Here is a 21,646-nt window from a genome sequence, read left to right as displayed (position 1 = left end):
CAGCGACCCGGACGAGGTCAGCACCGCCAACACGATGCGCGAGCGGGCCGGCACCAGCCGGCTCAAGATCTGGTTGCTGCTCGGGGCGAACCGACTGCACGTCGCGGCCGTCCTCGCCGCGCTGGTGTTCGCGGCCGTCGTCGCGGCCGTCACGCTCCTGCCCGAACCGCTCGGCCCGCAACTGCGGTCGGGCGACACGATCGAGACGATGTTCTCGACGATGATCGGGGCCATCGTCACCGTCACCACGCTCGTCGTCACCATCGGCCAGCTGGTGCTCTCCCAGGAGAACGGCCCGCTCGGCGAGCAGCGGGCGCGCATGGAGGACTCGATGGACTTCCGCGAGTTCACCGGGGAGCTCACCGACTCGCCGAGCCCGGCCGACCCCTCGGAGTTCCTCCGCCAGATCGTCGTCGTCGCGCGGCGACGGGCGGAGGCGCTCCGCGTCGCGGTGGCCGACAACGACGACGCCGCTCTCCGCGAGGAGGTCGAGGAGTTCACCGACAGCCTGATCGGGAACGCCGACCACGTCACCGACCAGCTCGACGGCGCGAAGTTCGGGAGCTTCGACGTGGTGTTCGCGGCGCTGAACTACAACTACGGCTGGAAGATCTTCCAGGTCGAGCGGATCGGCGACGACTACGAGGAGTCGCTCTCGGCGGAGGAACGGGGGCTGCTGACGGAGCTGAAGACGGCGCTCAGCCTGTTCGGGCCGGCCAGGGAGCACGTGAAGACGCTGTACTTCGAGTGGGCGCTGGTCACGCTCTCGCAGCTGATCCTCTACGCGGCGGTCCCGGCGCTGGTCGTCGCCGCCGTCATGCTGACGGTGGGCGACGCCGGCACGTTCCCGGGGCGGACGCTGGGCGTGCTGAACATGACCTGGGCGATCGGGCTGGCGTTCACGGTCACGCTGCTCCCGTTTCTCCTGTTTACCTCCTACGTGTTGCGGATCCTGACGATCGCCAAGCGGACGCTGGCGATCGAACCGCTCATCCTCAGGGACTCCCAGCGGTAGGGTCGAACCGCAACCCCTACTTGCGCGCCCGGAGACTCCCGAGTATGCAACTGGGCGTCGTCGGACTCGGCCGGATGGGACAGATCGTCGTCGACCGCGTGCTCGACGCGGGCCACGACGTGGTGGCCTTCGACCTCGACGAGGAGGCCGTCGCGCGGGCGGCCGACGCGGGGGCGACCCCCGCCGACTCCGTCGTCGACCTCGCCGAGCGGCTCGGGGCGGACAAACGGGTCTGGCTGATGGTCCCCGCCGGCGACGCCGTCGACGCCGCGCTCGACGACCTCGAACCGCACCTCGATTCCGACGACGTCGTCATCGACGGCGGCAACTCCCACTTCGAGGACTCGGTCCGCCGAGCGGAGGCCACGGACGCCGCCTACCTCGACTGCGGGACCTCCGGCGGCCCCGCCGGCGCGGAACTGGGCTTCTCGCTGATGGTCGGCGGCCCGGAGTGGGCCTACGAGGAACTCTCCCCCGTCTTCGACGCCGTCGCCACGGGACCGGACGGCCACGACCGCATGGGGCCCGCCGGGTCGGGCCACTACGTGAAGATGGTCCACAACGGCGTCGAGTACGCGCTGATGCAGGCCTACGGCGAGGGGTTCGAACTGCTGGCGAACGGCCGCTACGATCTGGACCTCGAATCCGTGGCGCGCACGTGGAACAACGGCGCGGTCATCCGCTCGTGGCTGCTCGAACTCTGCGAGGAGGCCTTCGCGGAGGAGGGCAACGACCTCGGGACCGTCGCCGACCGCGTCGAGGGCGGGTCGACGGGCACCTGGACGGTCCAGGAGGCGCTCGAACAGGAGGTCCCCGTTCCCCTGATCTACGGCGCGCTCGCCGAACGGTTCGACTCCCGCTCGTCCGGCGGCGAGGGGCCGGGGCGGTTCTCCCGGCGGCTCGCCAGCCGGCTGCGCTACGGGTTCGGTCGTCACGACGTGCCGCGGCGGGAGTAGCGAGAGTGGGTGACACGGCTACAACTCGGCGCCGACCGTCCGGTTCGGGGCCGAAACGCCGGTTTTGATCCTACGATTTTAGCGCCCGGAGACAGAGCCAGTGGGGCCGCTCCGAGAACGTCTCGTACTCCTCCGGACACCGCTCCGCGAACGCCTCCGTGGGTTCGGGCTCGGACAGCTCGTCGAGTCGGAATCCCGCGTCGAGCAGGGGGTTGATGACCGCTGACATCGGTCGCCGGTGGGTGACCATCTCGACGCCCCAGTCGGCGGTGTGGGAATCGGTCTCGAAGTAGTTCCAGTCGTCGTACTCGACGTAGTTCTGCATCGGGTGTCGCATCGAGCAGACGAGGAATCCGCCGGGAGCGAGGACCCGCGCGAACTCCCCGAACAGCCGCTCCCAGTCTTCGATGTGGTCAACGACCGACCCGCTCACGATCCCGTCGAACTCGTCGTCGGCCGCGAAGTCGAGCGGTCTCGTGAGATCGGTCCGCCGGAGTTCGACCGCGTCCCCCACGCGCTCGGCGGTTTCAGCGAGCATCTCCTCGCTCACGTCGGCGGCCACGACCTCCGCATCCCGCTCGACCAGCCAGTCGGTGTACACGCCGGATCCGCATCCGGCGTCGAGGACCCGCTTCCCCTCCACGTCCGGGATCAGGGCCGTCGTTCCGGGGAACTCGAAGTGGGCCTGGAAGGGGTTCTCCTCCCAGTACCCGTCCGCGTACGATTCGGCGATTTCGTCGTAGGTGTCCGCGACATCCCGCACGTCGTCCGAATCCATACGCCGGAGGCGCGCGCCGGGACAATGGATTTTGCGCAGGCGTGGGACCCCTTCTAACCCGGGGCTCTGCGCGACCGGGACGTGGAGCACGCCGCCCCCTCTCCGACCGGTGGCGGTCATCCCGGTAACACGTTCGGGGGCGGCGTCGGGCGGTTGCCCACCGTTGAAGCGTCAGTTAGTTATACGGGCACTCCGAAGCGGCAAACATGGTCGATACAGTGAGTGTCGCGATCGGGGCGGCGTTGACACTCGTCGTCGTCGCGGTCCACTACGCGAAGGGGACGGGCTGGGAGCCCCCGGCGGACATCTCCCAGGAGGTCCTCGAGAAGCGGGCGGCCGCGGTGCCCGACACGGACTTCCCCGAGCCCATGAACCGCTCGATCGGCGGCGGCGCCGCGGGCGCCATCCCCGCCGGCGAGGGCGGCGCCGAGCTCGAGGAGGGCGAGGAGGGCGGCGACGAGGAGGAGGGCTTCGACCCCGAATCCATCCCGGACGACGAGGTCGAGTACTACGACATCGAGTTCGCCAAGGAGGGCGAGACCATCGAGATCGCCAACAATGAGAACATCCTCGACGCCGGCGAGGAGGAGGGCTGGGACCTCCCCTACGCCTGCCGTCAGGGCCAGTGTGTCTCCTGCGCCGGGCAGATCCAGGACGGCCCCGCCGGCGACTACATCCGCCACGAGCACAACGAGGCGCTGTTCGACGACGACATGGACGACGGCTACTGCCTGACCTGCGTCGCCTACCCGACCGACGACTTCACGCTCGAGACGGGCGAACAGCCCTGACCGCCGCCCGGATTCTCCGTTCACCGCCGCGTCTCACAACGGTTAAGGGTGCCACCGCGCTACCCGGATACGAGGGCCCGTAGCTCAGTGGACAGAGTGCTTGGTTCCGGACCAAGTTGTCCGGGGTTCAAATCCCCGCGGGCTCGTGTACATTCTACACAGTGCGGATATGCAGGACGGCAGTACGATCCACATCAATCTACCGCCCCCTCGGAGCTGAAGTTCGACTCGAACCGAGTTCCTCCACTTGCTGTCATGCGGTCCGTAGGAACCAGTGTCGGAGCAGAACCACGTCATCACTGGCTCCTTGATTTTCTTTATATATTAGACTTAGAAGCTGTCATAGAATTCTTCTCACACCGTGATGATCGCGCTTTCTGGATTGTCTCTGCGTTCGTAGTTGGTGATAGCGACAGCGAGGCGGAGGCACAGAACGAGGAATACCTGTGTTCGCGCGTGGACGCGGCCTCGGGGTTCGCCCGAGCTACAGTCCTTCACTGATTCGTTGGTTCGTTCGACGCCAATCCAGCAGTTGTAGGTCTCGTCCAGCGTCGATTGCTTCCGCTGAACATCCTCGCTGTGTTCGGTGATGCGGTCTTCGACCCTTTATTGTATTGAGCGGGTCGTTGGTGTTTCGCCTGTCATACGGATCGGCTGACATGACCTCTGCGGCCAGCAGGTGGTCGTGCCAGTCGAGCGTGTCGTAGGCGCTGTCACCAACCATCTAGGTCGGCTTGGCGACGGCGAGCGTATCACACGTGACGCGCATCGGCGTCTCCTGTGGCGCTTGTTCACTCTCGGTGAACTTGGCTGCAATTGGGATATTTGACCCGATCGAGACGTCGTGCAACCGTATCCATGGTAGTACTCTTCGGCGGTTGGATCGTAGCACTTCGAGGCATCTTGATCGGCGAGCATCATTTTCACGTGGGTTGAACCGATGCAAAATGTCAAGTCGAGCAGGCTGCATCGAGCGGCCTGCCCGACGAGTCGGTCAAAGACTTCGTCGACAGTGTGTTCGAGGTCGGTAAGAAAACGATCGACCGCGGCTCTTGACGGCGGTCAATCGAGGCCACAGCTCAGCCAGACGAACGTGTCGAAGCTCTCGTTCAACGGGACGGGTCCCGGAGATGTCATGGTAGTAGCAACGAAGGAAGCCACGCATCAGCTCTGGTGGTTCGTGTTCTTGTGTTCGCCCCGCCTGCGCCGGGGCGAACACATCGAACTCTTCGAAAAGCTCGAGAGAAATACGCTCAAACAACGCTAGTGTCTCGGTCTCCGCGACATTGAGTAACGACTCTACCGAAGGAACATCTTGCAGGGCCGGTGAACTCATCAACCTCAGCGTTTACCCCGCTCTTTGGTGTGGTAACCGTTCTATGACACCTCATAGATTTCTAAGATTGTCGTTGAATATCTCTCCAAATACTGTTCCTCTAAAGAATTCCCAATTCAGCCCTCCTTTAGATAAAATCCGGCCCACATAAAGACACCCGCGATAAATCCAATGATCCCCAATGGCCATCGTAACCAATCTGGAAGCGGGTTTTCAAGATACGGGGCAATAAGACCCGTATATGCAGAGAACTCAAGTGGATTGTACAGGAACGCCCCTGTGACGGTAAGGATCAGACCAATCGTTGCAGTCCACGAGATCTTGTGGGCAAAGTACCTGAAGTCAAACACCATCCCTGAAATAAGCAAAAAGAAAACCCCTGCCCAGAACCGGCGGACAGCATCTGCTGTTTCCCCACTCCCAATAACGTACACTGCGGCGATACTTAACGCCGTTTGAAACGAAATTAACCCCGTCACGACAAAGATAATCAATCGAGTTCGAAGTTTTGACCAAATATAGCTTTGTGCTCGCTTAAGAACAGCAATTAAAGCAGACAATGACAGATCAGTATCACCACCCCCCGAGGAGAATATTGGAATGAAAAAATCCAGAACCTTCTGAATTATCCTTGCTGCGATTGCCCCCTGAACCATCCGCCCACTCACAAACAAGAAAAACACGAACATTAACAGAAACTCCTCCTGCTGAATTGTAACGTACGTTGCGCCACCAATACTGACGGTGAGACAAGTAACAAAAAACATCGTGAACACAGGCGCCTGAGTACTCAAACCGTCAAACAGTCCCTCAAAATATTGCTTTCCCATCGCAAGAGAAATGAGACAAAACCCGACTGCAATAGTCACTGGAGGCACCCATCCTGGGATAACATCTACCCATGCCGCGAGTTGCAAGACAAGGTACATACTATGTCTCAGCCACCACATAACGGATTGAGATTATGCCGAGACTTGGTGGAATTGCAAACCCGACAAGAGTTAATCCCATTCGAATCCCAGTTCGAACAGCAGGAATGGTGTAAATGACCGACAATAGTGATACTGCAAAAATGATACCAAGAAACGCCTTCGGTCGCGTATACCTGCGACGAGTGATGAGAAACAAATAGAGAACTACGAACCCTACAACGAATGTAGCGGGCCAAAGACTCTGAACTAGTTCGATATCCATCATTCGTCTGCCTCGTCAACTGTACTCTCCCAAAGCAATACAATCGAAACGACCACTAAGACTACTCCTAGTCCGACGATCGCTTGAGTAGTGAGAATAGGAGCGATAATTCCCATTAAAACAGCTATCCAGTTGTCTGGTGGTTCTGGCGGCGTGGTTGTGGAAGTCTCTGATGTGGAATTGTCACTCCCAGTTTGAGAAGTGCCATTCTGATTTGATCGCGGGGCAGATGTAGGCACGCTCGTTGGGCCTGTAGAGGCTTCTGTTGTTATCGGAGACCTTGATGGAGCAGATGAGTCTGCCGGCACGCTTGTTGTAGTGCTACGAGCTGGGCTTGTTACTGTTTCAGCCGGTGTGTCCGTCGGCGTATCTGTCGGTGTTGGACTCCGGGTCAGCGTGTCCGTCGGCGTATCTGTCGGTGTTGGACTTCTAGTTGGTGGGTCCGTCGGTGTGGGCGTCAAATTTGGCGGAGCTAAAGCGTAAATTTGTCCCCAATCAATAGTTCCCACATAAATCCGATTGTTAAGAACCGCTGGAGACCCCACCTCATCTCTTAACTCAATGCTCCACAGTTCCGACCCATCACCTGCATCAAGAGCATAGAGAGATCGATCATTACTTCCAACGTATACAGTCCCGTCAACAACAACTGGAGAGGATTCTATCTCACCACCAGTCTCAAATCGCCACTGCTGAGCGCCATCAGATGCATTTAATGCATACACATTATTATCCACACTCCCGACATACACCGTCCCATCCGCAACAGCAGGAGAGGACGAATTTACACCAGCATCATACTCCCATTGCTTTGTTCCATCAGATGCATCATACGCTCTTGTTCCAATGTAGACTGTCCCATCCACCACAGCTGGAGAAGATGGATTTGTCTGCTCCGTTTCTAAAGCCCACTCTTCAGTCCCATCCGAAGCATCAATCGCATATAACCAACCAGAATTCCCATCTTGAGTCCCAATATACACTGTACCATCTGCCACTGCCGCTGAGGCACGACTATACTGCCTGCTAATATAACCCTCTGTATCAAACGTCCATCTCTCAGAACCATCTGACACATCTAAAGCATATATCGTTCCGAGATCTTCCCCATCCTCACCGAATCGATTCACTCCAGTATACACGGTTTCTCCAACTATTGCTGGCGCAGAAAATGCACGCCCATCCCCTAATTCAACAGACCACTGTTCCGAGCCTCCCCGTATTGCATATACTGTTGCACCGTGCCCATTCGCAAAAAATGCAGTTCCATCTTTTACAGCAGGAGCAGTCACCCCTCCACTCATCTTATTTACAGACCAAAGTTGTTCCCCTGTCTCTGTGTCGTATGCTTGCAATCGAGACCCTTTCCCGATATATACCGTCCCATCTTCAACAACAGGAGAGTCGTATATTTGACTCCCCACAGATTCAGACCAATATTCCTCAACTTCTTCTGACGGGCCAGTCGTATCTGGCGCACCTGTATTCGCAGCATCATAGCCGAATTCAGGCCACGACTCGGTTGCTGTCTCTTCAGAAGGCAGAGATGGCAGTAATTGATTCCCCAGGACAACCCCGCTAGATACCTGTACAAATCTTCGGCGGGTTAGTCCCCAATTCCCCATACCCCGCGAACTTATCGAAACAATATAATTATTGGGTGTTTGTAACTATCTAAACGCATCTTACTCAAATCCAGCATAGATCTGGCGAACATTCTATCGTATACAAACATAATGCTCAATGAAGCGAATCCGGAGAGAACACGTTCTAATCTCCTTTGTAAGCTTGCTCCCGGAAGCTCATGAACATCCTCTGTATGTGTAGTAATGCCAATGGAGGCATCAAGCGAATTCGAGAATAGGTCAGATCTGCTCTGTTGAATCCGCAGACAGCGCAGGGATCGGGGCTGAAGACACGGTCATCAAACTCCAGTGGTGACGGATTCTCAAAACCGGATTTCGATCGATGGGGTGTTTTAGAGAGCGAACGCCGGTTCCGACCAGCTATCCGTCGTCGACTCCTGCTCAAGCGTCGGACGCTAGTCCGCCGATCCAGCCGTCATCATCGGATTCAACAGAGCACACCACTCCGATATCAAAGAATCATCCTTTATTAGACGGCGTCTTCAGTTGTTATCTCTCAGAGGGTACCGAGATCTCAACCGAATTCGCGATTTCTCGACGAAGTTCATCAAGATGTTCTGTTCTAAAGTGTTCAGTAAGTCGCCGAGCGGGTGGATCTCGGGGGAGTACTACACCTATATCGGCTTCCTCAAAGGCTTCGGATATCACTTGCCGATAGATTTTGCTCGTCGCATAGCCAATTACGTAGTCGTATTTCGAGGCGTGAGTCAACAGGAAGTCTACAAGCCGTTCTTCCACTACATCGATCTGGGATTGGTCAGCTGCATTCAGTACGTAGTCGTACGAAAGTACTGCATCAGAGGTCTCGTACTCCTCGGGAACTGGACCATAGAGTCCAGATATAGTGACTTTATGGATCTGGTCCCAGAGACCTGCCTCGGTCAGATGTCTCTCGACTACTTGATGTGTTCTAGAGTTGCTATAGGGCTTGGTTTGGCTGCAGGGAATGATCAAACAAACGGACGACTCCGAGTCGGGTTCGAACGAGAGGTTACGAACGTCAAAGTCATCCGGTTCGTGCTTGAGAGAAGTGGAATCCTTAGAGGGGACCACAATATCGCCGTCATCGTTGAATTTCGTCTGATATGTAAGCGACTCATTGTCCGGTGAATTTGCCTCAATGTCGACATCATCTGGGACCAATGGGCGGAGCTCGGGCCAGCGACTTGCAGCCCGAGCGAGCCCAGTCGCCACATCAAGATTGTCCATAGCAGTGGTGACCAACAATGATTCTAAGTCGTCGTTCTTGATCGCTTCACGGACCTCTATCACTTCGTCCTGGAATACGTGGAAGTTGTGGTGGGCGATGAGAGCATAGAAGTCGCTTTTCATATACGATATAGTTGTTCCGTCTCGCTCGACTTCCACTGGCTTGTATGATTGATCTGCATCGAACACGTACCGCATCGTCTCGAGACCGACATCCTCTAACTCTTCGCAGGCTGGACAGTCGCATTGCCACTCGCTTTCAGACATCTCTTCGAGTGGAATCTTCACACCACTCTCGGGGTGAATGAATTTCTGGTGCTGGGCAGCCTGCACGTACGTCGATGAGTCATAGCTATCCACACCAAGGGTTGCAAGCAATGGGGTGAGACCGCCCCCGATGCCGAATACGTGTAGCGCGATCTCGTCACGCCGGGCAGGAGGGATAGCATCCGTTGCACCCTGTACAATGTCGACGAGAGTTCCGATATTGCCAGACCGGAGTGGAACAAGTGAGCCTACTGCGAGCCCGTCAATCGCTTCCGGATACTCCGTTCGCTGGAAGAGTGTACTGACGTAGTACGCGATCTCTTCGTGATCATGACCGTGGATTGCTGCGTAGACCGTTGGTTCCCAGTCTTCGTATCGTTCGTCTTCGTGAAGGAGGCGAATGCACTCGACGGCACTGTCGATACTATTTTCGACCCGTTGGTGTTTTTCAGCCTCGTTGAGATCCGGCGGGATTGGATAATCAAGCGTTGCAAGTAGGTCTGCACCGTAGTCGTACTGAAGCGAAAGGATTGACTCGGGATTGGTGTAGATTCCCCACTCGTTTTCCTCCCCACCCTCTTCGGGAGGAGAGCCAAACGTCCGGGAATTCATCAGTTTGAAACCGCCCGAGTCAACGAACAGCGGCTGAGTGAATGCAGGTGGGTCAGGATTGTCCTTTGGCGATTCGTGGCCAGTGTGCCAGTCGTGCAGCCCCTCTGCCTCGGTTCGCCATTTCTCTAACTTCTCTGCAGAGAGGTTGAAATCCAGAAAGCTCATCGCTTGGAACATAGCTCCCTGGAACTTTGGATCGCCAAACAGACGATTTCGAAGTCGACTCCAGATTCCCCCAGAGACGGGTGTTGGCCCTCCAATCAGGTTCAGAACCGGAAAGAAGGCCGGAGTTTCAACTGGGCCTTGGTCGGGCGCTTCCGGCGTATAAAGATGGCCGAGACGGGCCGCTCCAACGTCGGCCTCACGTTGTGACCTAAATCCTCTCTCCATCTACGTGCTATAGAACAACAGTAGAGATTAAACGTCTTCGCCTCGGGTCCTGACACGCTATTTATGTTGGTAGAGTTGAATTCCAAGAACCGTCATTCGTTTCGTCCGCTGAAAGGAGATTCAGCGCAGAGTCTGCGCCTTATTTTCGGGATCTAATATCATGATGTCGATTTTCTCGGTCATACCGTTTTTGTATATGACTTTCTCTTCATCGAAATCAAATATGATGGTCCCGCCTCTGTACCCGTTCCGTTCAAGCTCTCGGAGTTGATCTAGGTCCCCAAGTTCCCAGCAAATAAGCTTATCAACACCCTCCAACTGCTTCCCTTCTTCAAAGTGAGTCGTTAGAGTTGGGAGAACCGACGCTGTTTGTAGACCCTTCCCATTGCGTACGATAGTATTGATGTCGGTCTCTGGCTCGAAATCTTCTACCTGAATATTGTTCTCACCCTCATCGGCGAGTCGCTCTATGGCGAGCAGTACCTCTGATGAATTAGAGGGAGAAAACGTAGTCTGCTCAGAGAGTGCTTCCATCCTGTCTTCCACTGAAGATCGTTGTGACTTTGCTTTTCTCTTGAGTTCGGCTACTCTGCGCTGCTCCAAATAGTCATCAAACCAGGGATCGCCGGCGACCTTCGACATGAAGCGGTCCAGCCTCGAAATGAGTGCTCGATACACCTTACTGGATTTATTCCGAATCTGGCCGCGGTTGGCGGATAGTTCTAAGTCTTGGCAGTTGACGATGAAGAAGAAATGGAGGAATTCGTTGTCGTGGGAGATTGCTTGATTTGCGCGCTCAACTTTGATATAATCCTTAGCTAGCCAGACACCGAATTGTGCCGAATGCTTTCCAAACGTTGGCAGTTCATTTCTGGCGGCTTTCCCCCCGACCATTCCGACAACTTGAGCAGTCGTCTCGCCACCATCATAGGAAATGGTGAGCTCTTGCGGTGGGTAGACTTTACACATCCGCTCTGCAGGGAATTCACCATCGCCGGGGTTGAGCCGCTCGTCAGGGAACTCTAGCCGGTTGTTTGTTTGTAGCCTCTCCATCGAGTCATCAATCTCATCGCCGAGCTGAATCTCGATATCCATCTCACGAGTATCGTCTTCAAAATAGTGTGCTGTCGACCCGGCGATTGTCTTCCACTTCAGGTAGTGATGGATCTTGTTGTAAGTCAATGATCTCGGGTTGAAATCCTGACCAGATTTGAAACCGACGACGTGTATTCTCGTTCCAGACTCAAACTCGTCAGCACCCACTTCTGTAACCTCGTATTCCGGTAAAACCCGGTCGTTCAACTTCTCCCAAGGGCGATCCATCATCGCTTGAAGGGCTTTACCGTCTTTTTTGGTTGTTACTTCTATGTGGTCGCTCTTGTAGAAGATCTTCGTCCCATGCCCTTTGTATCCGATTGAGTCTGTCTTTTGGGAATTTCCGAGGTCAAAAAACGTCTCTAACCGATCTTTATCCATCCCTTCCCCGTCGTCTTTGATCAAAATATTTGACCCATTGGGCTGGTCCCTAATCTCAATTTCCACCTCAGTTGCACCAGCGTCATAGCTATTTGAGAGGGACTCTCGAATCACTTCCAATGGACTTTCGAAATCGCTTGCTGTTTCGAGGAACTCGTTTACTTCGTTAACCTTTGGTTCTTGTTTCATTAGAAATAGCCTCCGAGGGATTCATTGATTACACGATGGGCAAACTGTCGCATGGATTTTCTCTGCCCGATTGTTGAATCGATGTACTCTATTAGTGCGTCCCGGTCGTCTTGACGAATTATCTCTCGCATTTCTCTGATTGAATCCTTCTGAATTATGAGGTTATGCATTGAAACCGCCCCGAGCTTATCTTTCTGGTATTCGGCGTCGCCTCGCATCCAAGCACTCAACTTCGGATTCGAACAGACGGGGCATGGGCAGTCTTCAATGGGAGCGTCGTCAACAGATACAGTTTTGGTAAGATCTGTGTGGTACTTTCCATTTATTGCTGCATGGAGATACGATGATGAATCAAATGAGTCGACTCCCATTGCAACCAACAAGGGAATAGCACTACTAGAGATGCCGAGCACATGAAGCGGTAGCTCGTCAAATCTGTAATCAGTGAGGACTTCTTTGCAATCGCTTACAGCCGATATTAGGTCTCCTTTGTTGTCTTTCTTCGGAACTAGACTCCCAAGAGCGATCCCGTCAAAGCAACTCCGGATGAGATGTGGCCCGAGTACGTCAGTGACCTTTTCGAGGAATGTATCCATCATCGAATAATTATAGCCGTGAATTGTGAGGAACCTCGCTCCGTTATAATCAGCCGAATAGCGCAGGAATTCCGCCATATTCTCCGCAGTTTGTTCTGCCTTTTTCACACGTGTTTCATAGCCATCGTCGGGCGAAATAGGGCGGTCGAGATTGACGAGGATGTCTCCACCTAACCGCCGTTGTATATCAAAGATGGTCTGTTGCGTCAGATTCACCTCAAAATCGCTACCATCCAGGCTATCTTCATCCAATAGCTTGTAGCCGCCCGAATCAACAAACAGCGCGCCATCGAATTCTGAAAATATCTCACGCTGTTTAATTGGCGTATCAAGATATGCTTCATACCGCTCCTTGTTGATACCATAGTCAGTGAGGGAGGCAACGGACATCATGACTGCGTCAAAATATTCCTCGCAAGCTTCTACCGAGAGGGGTCCCTGACCTGTCATGAATTCTTTCATGGTCCGAAAGATACCACCTCCATAGAGGCTCCGCTCCATCCCCCCGGCATAGAAATTAATTACGGGAAGCAGATTTGGGGTATTGAGAGTCGTCTCATCAATTTCTAATTTCGCTGCTCGAGCTTTTCCCGTAGTTGCTGTCACAGAAAATGAGCTATATGAGGTGGCTCCGCTTTGTGGGATATTTGCTGGTGTAGTCATCTGTATTCAGTGTTCTGCTGTCTCTGAAAGCAAAGATTCGAGATGCTGTTTCAGTTCCTGCCCTTTTTCTCCTATCCCGTCCCCTTCTATTGTCTTCACTGTCACACCAAGCCCTGACTCGAAACCCTGAATCGCTTGGTAGTACACTTGTCCGAGGTTCACAACTACTGGATCATAGCCTGAAGATTGAATTTTCTCCCTAAGCTGAGTTACGACAGAGTCTCTCAGCTCAGCAGCACGACGCTCATCCATCTCTCGGTCATAATTCGAAATATAGTCCGTCGGATTTAGCAGTCCATGTTCCGCAGAAAGAATGCATATGTCAAACGGGGCTTTCTCAATACCTCCGTTAATCGTATTCTTAATTATTCTGAAAAAGTACCCATCATACCGTTCAAAAGCCGGTATTCTACCGCTGGCTGTAGTCTTCTGTTGAGAACACGATTGAACTAAGAGTGTCGTCATGGTGTGCTTGATCACGCGGGCGTGTCTTCAACATTTCCCCCTTGATGTTAGAATTGTCTCACCCCACCGGATAAATCACCGTAGAGTGAATGCTTTAGTATTCTCAGAATAATACCGTGATATGGCTGAGAGAGCACTAGCAGAGGACGATATGTTCGAATCTGAACTACGAACCCTTTCAGTAGGTCGCGACAGGCCAATTCGGATTAGCAGCGGCCATCGAATCCAGCACCACGACGGGAAGTGTTCACGACCCCATGGTCACAACTACAAAATCAGCGTTGAGGTAACCGGAGAAATAACCGATGAGGGCTGGGTTGTCGACAAGGGCGAAATCACATCGATCGTTGATCGGTGGGACCACCGATTTCTGTTAGAAGAAGGAGATCCTCTGATAGAGGCTTTCCAACAAAGTGGTGATGCAGAAGCGGTGGTGGTTCTGGACTACCCCCCAACAGCAGAGGTCATGGCTTCCGTTTTAGAAAGGCGGATTCAAACACAACTACCGGAGACAGTCACGGAAGTCAGCGTTGAAGTCCGTGAAACCGGAGAACTCTGCGCTACATACTGATGCCAGTCAATGCCGGATTCGAGGATTCTCAAAGTCAGAGCTCCTCTGAAGAGGCCCCCAGTCTACCCATCAATGAATTGTTCTACTCGCTACAAGGCGAGGGAGAGCTCGCTGGGACACCCACAGTATTCATACGGACAAGTGGATGCAACCTTCGTTGCTGGTTCTGTGATTCCTACCACACGTCTTGGGAGCCGACTCATGCCTGGATGAGTCTTGACGAAATACTCGCGGAAGTCAAGGACTTTGAACAGGCCACCCATGTTGTGGTTACTGGGGGTGAACCCCTAATTCACGATGATTGTGAGATCTTGCTCAAACGGCTCAGTGAGCAAGGATATCATACAACCGTAGAGACAAATGGGACTGTCTACAGGGATACAGCAATCGACCTTGCAAGCATTAGCCCAAAGCTCGAAAGCAGTAATCCAACCGCCGAAAAGGACCCCTCCGGAGATGGGGATTGGGAGGATCGACATGACCAACGAAGGCTCGATATTGAGGTCCTCGGGGATTTACTCGAGACCTATAACAGTCAACTTAAGTTTGTGGTCACAGGCCCTGATGACCTCCCTGAAATCCAGAGTCTTGTCGACAGAGTCCGCAGAGAAACCCAAGCCGACATCGACAGTGACGAGATTTTACTGATGCCTCAAGGTACGACGCGGGAAGAACTCGACGAGGTCAGAAATCAAGTAGCAGAGTTGGCTCTGGAATACGGGTACCGATATACCCCTCGCCTCCATGTCGATCTCTGGGAGGATGCGCCGGGAACATGACTCAGAGAAGAATCCACGAGGCTACCATATTTGTGGACTTTGCTAGGGAACAAGCCACTCCGAACTAAGACAAATCGAAACTCATGACCAGAACTGAACGCGCTGTGATCCTTGTATCGGGCGGAATGGATAGCGCTACTGCGGTTTTCGAGGCAATGGATTCCGGATACAGTCCGTACTTTTTCCATTCCTCCTACGGGCAAGAGACCGAGTCGAAAGAATTCGAGTGTGCAAAGAAGCTGGCTGACCATGTAGACGCGCCAGATCTCACGCACATTGACACCGGCCACCTTGCTGATATCGGCGGATCAAGCTTGACTGATGAGGAGATGGAAGTAGCAGACGCGGATTTAGATAGCGAAGAAGTCCCGTCTTCATATGTGCCCTTCCGAAATGCGAATCTCTTGTCGATGGCCACCTCATATGCAGAAACTATCGGAGCGTCGGCGGTCTTCATCGGCGCCCATAGCGAGGATTTCTCTGGATATCCGGATTGTCGACCAGAGTTCTTCGAGGCGTTCCAACAAGTAATGAACGTCGGCACCAAGGGGGAGACCACAATTGACCTCAAAGCACCGTTTGTGGAGTGGTCTAAAACCGAAATTGCAGAGCGAGGGTTAGAATTGGACGTACCGTATGATCTCACCTGGAGCTGCTATCGTTCAAACGAACCTGCTTGTGGCACTTGTGATGCCTGTGCATATCGACTCAAAGCCTTCCAAGAAGCTGATGCGATAGACCCAATTGACTATGAGGAGTCTTCCTCGTACTCTGGGAAGGAGTAGTAGTCTCCCTATCCGGAGCCCAATAGCGTGAATCGGGTCTCGTAATCGTTTTTCACCATCTGGTGAATCTCTCCTTTCACGGAGTCGAATTCGTCTTCATTAGAATCGAATGTCAACGAATCAAGGACGTTTTCGACGATATCGGCCTTTCGTTCGATGGAGCGGTGGTAGTTCCACCAAGAATTCAATTCTTCGATAGCGTCTATCGATGTTGCTGTTTCGTCATCGGGGAGGTCGAGCGTCAGTACTGTTTCTAACGTATCTTTTGGGAGTGGTCCTGCCTCTCCGAAATAGTGATTCGCGATATTCTCGAGATCCTTCTTGTGGTTTCGGTGGTACTCCCTGATCTTTACTGCAAACAACCGGTTCTGAACAGATCGATTCAGGGCTTGGTCAAGAAGCATCATGTTTCCGAGATCTCGGACAAAGTCTTCCTTGACACGAGAAACGATTTGTTCTACCCCGTCGTAGTCTGGGTGGTCTTCTTCAATCTGATGTGCTTCCCGCGAGCGCAATTGCTCGATCCGGTTTTCAATCCGGTTCTCCCCGTTCGCTTGGAAGAAGTGTTCTAGCCACGCGTAGGGCTGGCTCTTTCCCTCAAGGAGGAAATTCCGTGGGAGGACGTGTTCTATATGGACCTCACTTGGATCTTGCGAGAGCCAAGTGTTGGTGATCCCAGACTGATTTTGTTCTCGATATTGCTCATCAGCAATTTTGAGGAATAGTTGCTTTGTCTGGTTGTTTTGCCAGTTGCTTTTTGAGATGAGATGATCCGCAAAATTCTCGCCGAAAACATTTCTCGCACTACTATCGACATTATCGATAAGCTCCTCAGCTACTTTTTCTGTCTCAAACTCATTCCCAGTCTGCTCTAACTCAATGAACGTCTGAGTGGTCTTCGGATAAGTGTCATCAACTACGGTTGCTACGTGGGGAGAGATGGCCACGCGGAAGGTGATATTTTCGACCGTTTTGAGTACGTCACGGAAGAATTCCCCCTTCCCAGGTGTCTCTGTTACCTTTTGATAGACATACATGACGAAGGGACGCCACTGGGTAGTCCCTAGACCGTTGAGCCGACTAAGAATCGCCTCACACTCCTCACGGTATTTATGTGACAGTTGCTTCTCATCCTCAACTAAGTCGGCGTTTGCGAGCTCTTGGTACCGAAATGCGTACTCTTCGAGTTCCTCTAAGAAATCTCGCGCGTCGCCTGCATTAGCCAGCCGAGATCGGATCTCTGTCTGACCGGATTCTTTCAATCGGAAGGCCTCGAGCAATTCATTTTTTGCATCAGTAACCGTCTCAAACTCTTTTTCTGTCGCAGCGAGATAGTGAGCTAAGAAGTCTTCTACAGCATCGGAGTCGCCCCCGAATTCCTGCACCACTGATTCCCATCGTCCAACTTGCTTATCGCTATCAGATTCTCCTTGGAAACGGCCCACGATACGAGCACGTACCTTGTCCATCTTGGATAGCTCCACACCCCGGTCATTCAGAGACTGGAAGACGTCGACACGGAGTTCTTGATCGTCAGTCTCGAAAAGACACTCAGAGACGCGAAGTGAGCGAAGTACGAAGTGAGTCAGATTAACCAAGGCTCTGGCTTCGTGTTCCGGTTCGGAGAAGCTACTATTGTTCAAGAACTGGTCGATTGCGCTCGAATAGAATTCATCAGCTTCGACTAATTTCTGATGCGATTCGGCGAAATATCTGAATGAGTCAAGAACGTCTTCATCAAACCCTAACCCATCTGGTCCATAGACTTCTTCATCAACGTTGAGTTCGCTGAGGAGGGAGCGTAGTCGAATTGCGTTTTGCTTGCGGCCATCATATTGTTCCATCCGTTTGAGGCCCTTAGCTACGCCTCTGTCGTCTTGGAAGAGCAGTCTGAAGAACTCGTTATCGTGTTTATTGAGTCTGATGAACGGGATCTCGTTTGGTCCTTGGCGTCGATAGAGTAGCTCGTCGATATAGTCTTCTTTTATATGCTCGGTATAGGACCTCACTTCCCCCGACAGTTCTGGAATTGTTGCGTCCAAAGCGACTCCGATATTTCGTAATAGAATCGCTATGGTCGCCAACCGTTGCTGACCATCTATAATCTCATAAATATCGCGGTTAGACGACTTTGCTACATAGACTGTACCAAAGTACGTATCTGAGGGGGTGTTTGTTGCAGTTGTTTGGAGAGAAAGTACACTCCGAGCTGTCTCCCAGAGGCCATCGTGTTGATCTTCCTCCCAGCTATAGTTCCTTTGATAATCGGGCACCTCAAACTGAATACTATCCGAGAGGCGTAGGAGGGATTGATTCCGGAGGGTAATGTCCTGCCCTATTGAGCGAATGAATTGGGAGCTATCAACGAAATCAACTTCTTGGAACTCTTCTCGGTAGTCCTCTGCATTGTATTGAATGATTCCAGTCCCATCCGGATCGCCGGGATATAGGAATATGCGCTTCCCACAAAGAGGCACATCACTTTCTCCAGCCATGCTTTAGACCGCTTGTGTGAAGAATCAAAAATCCACCGCCCTATTGACATCCATCATTCGAAACCAACATCCAATATCACTAAGATTTGTATAGTTTGTAGAGATCCTGTAGTTTGAAACCGGAGTCCTGATGATAGTTGTTTTCACTGATTCCTAGCTGAGGCGCACAAAGACGGGCTCTTGCCGAGGAAATCAGCAAGGCTCACCCCGTCTCATTTTCGCACTTGCTCAGAATGCCTAGATCAGTTAGGGACCTGTAATACCGGAATCGCCATCAACAGCCGTAGGCAGGGGATCTCACCTCCCATGGTAGTAGGTGCTGTTATGACTAATATTACAAAATTGTTCGTGTTCAACAACTATGGGGATATTCTACTGGCCACACTTCTTTGCATATTCTTGATCAGGTATCAAACCAAGGGCAGCCCTTATTCGCGGTGTACATCGTGAATTGTGATACTCAACATATTCCTCTTTGATGTGACCAATAGAGAGCTTAGGCTCGATAACCGAGAGTCCACCAGCCTCTTCAACAATTAGCTCCTCTTTTGAAGGACATATCCCGATGATGTGGTTATCAAACATCCTATGGTGAGTCGGACAGAGAGAAATTATATTATGGGTTCGGTCATCCTCACTGGGCGCAAATTCACTTCTGTCCTTTACGTGGGCATCATCTAACTCTTCCATCTCACCGCAAACTACACAGCGCATTTTAATTGGAAACTTTATACAAGGGTTCGTCGTCAGGACGCTCTCTATCGCTGATTGATATCAGCCCTTCCCCTGAATCTGCTAGCCAGTGGGTGGCATCTTCCGTATCCTCGGTGAAGACATATTTATCCGCAGATTCAGTGTCGTAAAGGATTTCAGCGGGGGGGAACGGCCAGCTTGCACTTCTTCCGAATTCGTACAGTTCCTCCCTGTAAGGCGCTTCACTATTGATGAAATCACGATAACTTTTCCCGACGTCATCATAAAACGTTGATAGATTATCTACTACACGCTCTTTTTCCTCATCCCAGAGGGTTTTGGGTTCTACCATCCAACCAACATAGCGCACATTTCCATCTTCGTCGTATTTCTGGAAGAGGTTCGACCGGAACATTCCCAAGACCATCACCTCCAGAGTAGACCTGATCTTATACCCCGTCAGGCCATCATAGTCGCCCATATGAAGGTCGCGGGTAGTTGCGTCTTCCCCACCAATATTATCCTGGTAGAAAGAACGCTTCCTGAACGAATTGTCATAGTCTCCTTCCTTGAACGAATAGGCAATCATGTCCCGGATCTCAAACAGATCATCGATAAGAACCCCTAAGAAAGCCATTGGGTCCTCGTTGTCATTATCTCTAGCTTCTAAGGCATCCTCAAACCAGCTTGTATGGAGGCTAGTTTTCGATGTAGCCGCACTCTTATGATATGACCCACCGGGACACAAAATTGCGTGGCGATATCTAGTTGGATTTACCGTAGTCATCATCCGGATGACCTCGGGAGCAGATACTGCATATGATTTTGCTTCAGAATCATTTTCATGCCAGGATACGACCTCAGGGTCGTCCATTCGCTGTTTGAACGGCTCATAGAGATCCAAGAAGTCCGCAACAGTGTAGTTATCTAAATTATTGATATTATTCCGTTTTTTCGCAATTTCAACGATCTCCTCCTCTCTATTGTCCAAGTCCTGGGGTACCTCAATGACTTCTAATAGAACGCCTGAATTGCTTACATCATGATTCGAAGTGACTATAGCGAAGTAAGTATGGCCCCCATTGCAGATTCCTTCGTCCTCTTCGGAAAACTCTAACTCAACTGTTCCAGACCCTTTATTTACGTTTTCACAAACTACGGTAATTCCGTTGTTCCATTTTACGAAGGACTCTGCGTCGTCTCTCAGGGTTTCCTGCATTGATTTGACGATGCGGGAATTACTCGGTTCTCTTGGATTGGCGTCAATAGGAAGATATTTCTCTTTTAACTCTTGGCAGGTCAGATAAATATGATGAGTCTCAAAGCCACCAACGGTCCCCAAATTATCGTGCCTACCGTAGTCAACATAATTGAATTCGACTGTACTACCCCTCTCTAAACATCGATAATTTTCTCCTCCGTTCGAAGTGCGAGTCACGATATTCGAAGACGACCCTGACATGGTATAGAATAGCAGTTCCTTCAGGAGTTACGTAACTGTTTTGGATATTTTCTCCACCTGGAGATTAGTCCAATTCCACATGATCGAATCCGGCAGCGACAAGCGCCTCTTCCAAACTCTCAAACTCGTTCTGATATGCAAGGTAACCGAAGTCCGTATATTCGTCTAGTTCTTTGGCAGAAGGTGGCTCTCCAAGTCGTTGGTAGACTGCAACCAGTTGCATCAACATTTCTCGTGTGTCCCTATTCGTCTTTTCAGCAACAACCTCATCTGATGTCGATGAATTCGTCGACTCGCTGGAAATCCAGTCAAGCCCGAAATTTTTGTCTTGAATATTCTCAATATTCTCTAAGAGCGAGCGATGCTCGGTCGCAACTTCCCGTGGCTTTGGTAGGTTTCCCTCCGAATCGAATCTTGCACACGATGGACAAACCAACAAATCAACCTCGCCCTCGATTCTCCAACTACGGATCTCCTCGTCGAACCGCTGACGACAGATATCACACTCCGTCGGGTCGCTCGTAGGCTCGTCAAAGGTGAATCCCTCAAGGACAGCACCGAGTGATTCGTACCGGTCTTTCGCTTCTTGGTACTCGTCTAAAGCGACCTCGTACTCTCCATCGTGGAACGCCTTGTCGCCTGCAGCAGCATGATCTCGGGCATCTACTATGAGATCGCGGATTGAACGATGTGCCTCCGACAGTTCGAGGCTTTGTTGACGGACTTGGACCCTGCGTAAGCGCCGTTCAATTCCCTGAACCCGAGCGGACAGAACGTCACGCGACTTCGCCAACTCCAATGCGTCCTCGAGTGCGTCGGCAGCTTCATCGTATTCACGTGCTGCCAAGCTAGAGGCTGCGTCAAGGTGCTTGTCGTCGCCACTGTCTATCGCGTTGTCTGCTCGGTCGACGAGGTCGTCGATTACTTGTACTTGTTCTGCGGCTTCGACCTCTGCGATCGTATCGAGTACCTCGCTACGACGGTCGGCAATTGACGAAGTTGTGTCCGTGTAGAGTTGCGCCCGCTGGTAATGCCAGAGCGCCTCCTCTAGCCTTTGGTTCGCTTCCTGAAATTCGCCTTTAGCCCTCGCTTCCCGAGCCGTCTCCTGGAAATCGCAGCCCTTCTCAAAGTGGATTTCATGACGGTACTCATCAATATCCTGAAATCCGAGTACCTCCCAGTCGTGATTCCCATCGTCTCTTTCATCAACATGGGTCGCAACTTCTGCCACTGTGCCTTCGAATGGGCATTTCTGCACTGGGCAATTCACACCTGTCA

17 protein-coding genes, 1 tRNA gene and 1 pseudogene are annotated in these 21,646 nt (G+C 52.5%); 7 read left to right on the top strand and 12 right to left on the bottom strand.

Annotated features, from left to right (window positions below; all coding sequences use genetic code 11):
- Positions 1 to 34: 34 nt before the first annotated feature.
- Entirely contained in the window at positions 35 to 1,015 is a 981-nt protein-coding gene (locus tag E3328_RS19670) for a DUF7972 family membrane protein (RefSeq protein ID WP_135366463.1), read from the top strand.
- Positions 1,016 to 1,059: 44 nt separating this feature from the next.
- A complete protein-coding gene (gene gnd, locus E3328_RS19665; protein WP_135366330.1) occupies positions 1,060 to 1,971 on the top strand; it encodes a phosphogluconate dehydrogenase (NAD(+)-dependent, decarboxylating) in 912 nt (303 codons plus the stop codon).
- Between the two features lie 70 nt (positions 1,972 to 2,041).
- Here gnd and E3328_RS19660 read toward each other — a convergent pair whose 3' ends face one another.
- Positions 2,042 to 2,749, bottom strand: coding sequence for a class I SAM-dependent methyltransferase (locus tag E3328_RS19660; protein WP_135366329.1), 708 nt, complete (start codon positions 2,747 to 2,749; stop codon positions 2,042 to 2,044).
- Between the two features lie 206 nt (positions 2,750 to 2,955).
- Here E3328_RS19660 and E3328_RS19655 point away from each other — a divergent pair, with 206 nt between their 5' ends.
- Together E3328_RS19655 and E3328_RS19650 are read left to right on the top strand one after the other, a co-directional pair.
- Positions 2,956 to 3,540: a 2Fe-2S iron-sulfur cluster-binding protein gene (locus E3328_RS19655; protein WP_135366328.1), complete on the top strand. Its 585-nt coding sequence runs from the start codon at positions 2,956 to 2,958 to the stop codon at positions 3,538 to 3,540.
- Between the two features lie 73 nt (positions 3,541 to 3,613).
- Positions 3,614 to 3,686 (top strand) — tRNA-Arg (locus tag E3328_RS19650).
- 208 nt (positions 3,687 to 3,894) lie between these two features.
- Here E3328_RS19650 and E3328_RS19645 read toward each other — a convergent pair.
- The 7 genes and pseudogenes from E3328_RS19645 to E3328_RS19615 all read right to left on the bottom strand — a co-directional run bounded on the left by E3328_RS19645 (position 3,895) and on the right by E3328_RS19615 (position 13,583).
- Positions 3,895 to 4,876: pseudogene (locus E3328_RS19645) on the bottom strand (transposase).
- A 116-nt stretch (positions 4,877 to 4,992) separates the two neighbouring features.
- Positions 4,993 to 5,805 (bottom strand): hypothetical protein, encoded by an 813-nt coding sequence (locus tag E3328_RS19640; RefSeq protein ID WP_167837489.1) that lies wholly within the window; start codon positions 5,803 to 5,805, stop codon positions 4,993 to 4,995.
- 264 nt (positions 5,806 to 6,069) lie between these two features.
- The gene (locus E3328_RS19635) at positions 6,070 to 7,695 is read right to left on the bottom strand and encodes an outer membrane protein assembly factor BamB family protein (protein ID WP_135366326.1); all 1,626 of its coding nucleotides are present in this window, start codon (positions 7,693 to 7,695) and stop codon (positions 6,070 to 6,072) included.
- A 510-nt stretch (positions 7,696 to 8,205) separates the two neighbouring features.
- Positions 8,206 to 10,194: a tRNA-guanine transglycosylase gene (locus E3328_RS19630; protein WP_167837488.1), complete on the bottom strand. Its 1,989-nt coding sequence runs from the start codon at positions 10,192 to 10,194 to the stop codon at positions 8,206 to 8,208.
- 120 nt (positions 10,195 to 10,314) lie between these two features.
- On the bottom strand, positions 10,315 to 11,859 hold the full coding sequence (locus E3328_RS19625) for an ATP-binding protein (protein WP_135366325.1): 1,545 nt from the start codon (positions 11,857 to 11,859) through the stop codon (positions 10,315 to 10,317).
- Positions 11,859 to 13,118 (bottom strand): tRNA-guanine transglycosylase, encoded by a 1,260-nt coding sequence (locus E3328_RS19620; protein ID WP_209452240.1) that lies wholly within the window; start codon positions 13,116 to 13,118, stop codon positions 11,859 to 11,861. The genes E3328_RS19625 and E3328_RS19620 overlap by 1 nt, the downstream gene beginning before the upstream one ends.
- 6 nt (positions 13,119 to 13,124) lie before the next feature.
- Positions 13,125 to 13,583 carry a DUF6884 domain-containing protein gene (locus E3328_RS19615; protein WP_135366324.1) on the bottom strand — a complete coding sequence of 153 codons (459 nt, stop codon included), beginning with the start codon at positions 13,581 to 13,583 and terminating at the stop codon, positions 13,125 to 13,127.
- 121 nt (positions 13,584 to 13,704) lie between these two features.
- Here E3328_RS19615 and E3328_RS19610 point away from each other — a divergent pair, with 121 nt between their 5' ends.
- The 3 genes from E3328_RS19610 to queC all read left to right on the top strand — a co-directional run bounded on the left by E3328_RS19610 (position 13,705) and on the right by queC (position 15,718).
- Positions 13,705 to 14,154 carry a 6-pyruvoyl trahydropterin synthase family protein gene (locus tag E3328_RS19610; protein WP_135366323.1) on the top strand — a complete coding sequence of 150 codons (450 nt, stop codon included), beginning with the start codon at positions 13,705 to 13,707 and terminating at the stop codon, positions 14,152 to 14,154.
- The gene (locus tag E3328_RS19605; protein ID WP_135366322.1) at positions 14,154 to 14,933 is read left to right on the top strand and encodes a 7-carboxy-7-deazaguanine synthase QueE; all 780 of its coding nucleotides are present in this window, start codon (positions 14,154 to 14,156) and stop codon (positions 14,931 to 14,933) included. Before E3328_RS19610 ends, E3328_RS19605 begins: the two co-directional genes overlap by 1 nt.
- Before the next feature lie 83 nt (positions 14,934 to 15,016).
- Positions 15,017 to 15,718 carry a 7-cyano-7-deazaguanine synthase QueC gene (queC, locus tag E3328_RS19600; RefSeq protein WP_135366321.1) on the top strand — a complete coding sequence of 234 codons (702 nt, stop codon included), beginning with the start codon at positions 15,017 to 15,019 and terminating at the stop codon, positions 15,716 to 15,718.
- 8 nt (positions 15,719 to 15,726) lie between these two features.
- Here queC and E3328_RS19595 read toward each other — a convergent pair whose 3' ends face one another.
- The 4 genes from E3328_RS19595 to E3328_RS19580 all read right to left on the bottom strand — a co-directional run bounded on the left by E3328_RS19595 (position 15,727) and on the right by E3328_RS19580 (position 21,599).
- Positions 15,727 to 18,213, bottom strand: coding sequence for a DUF262 domain-containing protein (locus E3328_RS19595; protein WP_135366320.1), 2,487 nt, complete (start codon positions 18,211 to 18,213; stop codon positions 15,727 to 15,729).
- Between the two features lie 372 nt (positions 18,214 to 18,585).
- Positions 18,586 to 18,927, bottom strand: coding sequence for an HNH endonuclease (locus E3328_RS19590; RefSeq protein WP_135366319.1), 342 nt, complete (start codon positions 18,925 to 18,927; stop codon positions 18,586 to 18,588).
- Position 18,928: 1 nt separating this feature from the next.
- Positions 18,929 to 20,344 carry an AIPR family protein gene (locus E3328_RS19585; RefSeq protein WP_167837486.1) on the bottom strand — a complete coding sequence of 472 codons (1,416 nt, stop codon included), beginning with the start codon at positions 20,342 to 20,344 and terminating at the stop codon, positions 18,929 to 18,931.
- Between the two features lie 88 nt (positions 20,345 to 20,432).
- On the bottom strand, positions 20,433 to 21,599 hold the full coding sequence (locus E3328_RS19580; protein ID WP_135366317.1) for a homing endonuclease associated repeat-containing protein: 1,167 nt from the start codon (positions 21,597 to 21,599) through the stop codon (positions 20,433 to 20,435).
- Positions 21,600 to 21,646 lie beyond the last annotated feature (47 nt).

Source organism: Halosimplex halophilum, assembly GCF_004698125.1.
Lineage (GTDB): Archaea > Halobacteriota > Halobacteria > Halobacteriales > Haloarculaceae > Halosimplex > Halosimplex halophilum.
The sequence above is the reverse complement of the archived record's forward strand: the minus strand, read 5'-3'. Positions and strand labels throughout refer to the sequence as shown.